The 1,253-nt window shown below is 67.8% G+C and carries 2 protein-coding genes; both read right to left on the bottom strand.

Translation table 11 applies throughout. The annotated features are described in order from the left end of the window. Nucleotides 1-5 precede the first annotated feature (5 nt). Entirely contained in the window at nt 6-806 is an 801-nt protein-coding gene (gene istB / locus IEZ08_RS39020) for an IS21-like element helper ATPase IstB (protein ID WP_068929400.1), read from the bottom strand. Further along, nucleotides 803-1,253 (bottom strand): Mu transposase domain-containing protein (locus IEZ08_RS39015; RefSeq protein ID WP_444544064.1); only part of this gene is annotated, 451 nt, incomplete at its 5' end. The genes IEZ08_RS39015 and istB, both read right to left, overlap by 4 nt.

The following is a 1,253-nucleotide window of genomic DNA, read 5'->3' as shown; positions in this document are numbered from 1 at the left end:
TCGGTTCAGTCGTGATGTGCGCGGTTCTCCTTGGCCAGCAACTCGCGTCGCTGGCGGGTGCGGTAGGAATCACCGGTGAGGGTGAGGACCTCCGCATGGTGGACGAGGCGGTCGATCATTGCGGCGGCCACGACATCGTCGGAGAAGGTCTCTCCCCAGCGTCCGAACGGCAGGTTCGAGGTGACCATCACCGAGCCCTGCTCGTAACGGGACGCGATCAGCTGGAAGAACAGGTTCGCCGCGTCCTGGTCGAAGGGGATGTAGCCGACCTCGTCGATGATGATCAGCTTGTAGCGGCGGACCTTCTTCAATTCGGCTTCCAGGCGGCCGGCCTGGTGAGCGGCGGCCAGACGGGAGATCCAGTTGCTGGCGGTGTCGAACAGCACCGAATAGCCCGAGTGGGCGGCCTTAACACCCAGCCCGATGGCCAAGTGGGTCTTGCCGATGCCGGGCGGGCCCAGCAGGATCACGTTCTCGGCCTTGGCGACGAAGGCACCGGTCGCCAGGTGAGCCAGCACGTCGCGCCGCAGCGAGGGCAGGTGGTCGAGGTTGAAGTCCTCCAGCGTCTTGACCTGGGGGAAGTGGGCGGTGCGGATCCGCATCACGGTGCCCTTGGATTCGCGGTCGGCGACCTGGCGCTGCAGCAGGGCCGCCAGATACTCCTCATGCGACCAGTTCGCATCGCGGGCCTGATCGGCGAGCTCTTCCCAGAACGCGCCGATCGTGGGCATCTTCAGGACCCGGGTGAGATAGGCGAGCAGGGACGGCAGTCCGTCCTTCGGCGTCGCCGTGGTGGTCGTGGTCACTCGGTTCTCGCTTTCGCAGGTGATGGGTCGAAGTCGACGCCGAACAGGGCGTCGTAGTCCGGCAGCGCCCGCAGCGTGACGGCGTGGCCGTCGCTGTGGTGGCGCATGGCCTGACGCCGCAGGCGGTCGGCGGCCAGGGCCTGGCGCATCGCTGCGGCCGTGGCGGCATGGGCCGGATCGGTGATCACGCCTTGGCGGGCCCAGGAGCGCTGGTGCCGGGCGACGACGTGGCCGTCACACGAGACGATCACCTCCTGCAAGGAGGCGGTGACCTCGACGAACCGGCCGATGGCCTGCGGGTCGACGGAGTAGTCGACGGTGTCGACACGCACGTAGTAGTCCCGGCTCAGGCGCACCCGGCAGGTCAGCCCGATCGGCGGGATGACCGGTGGCAGCGACATCATCAACAGGCGGTCGGTCTCCAGCAGGTCGATCGGGCGGCCCTGG

Source organism: Planobispora rosea (assembly GCF_014648175.1).
GTDB classification, from domain to species: domain Bacteria; phylum Actinomycetota; class Actinomycetes; order Streptosporangiales; family Streptosporangiaceae; genus Planobispora; species Planobispora rosea.
Note: the sequence above shows the minus strand (reverse complement) of the source record. Positions and strands in the feature narration are given on the sequence as shown.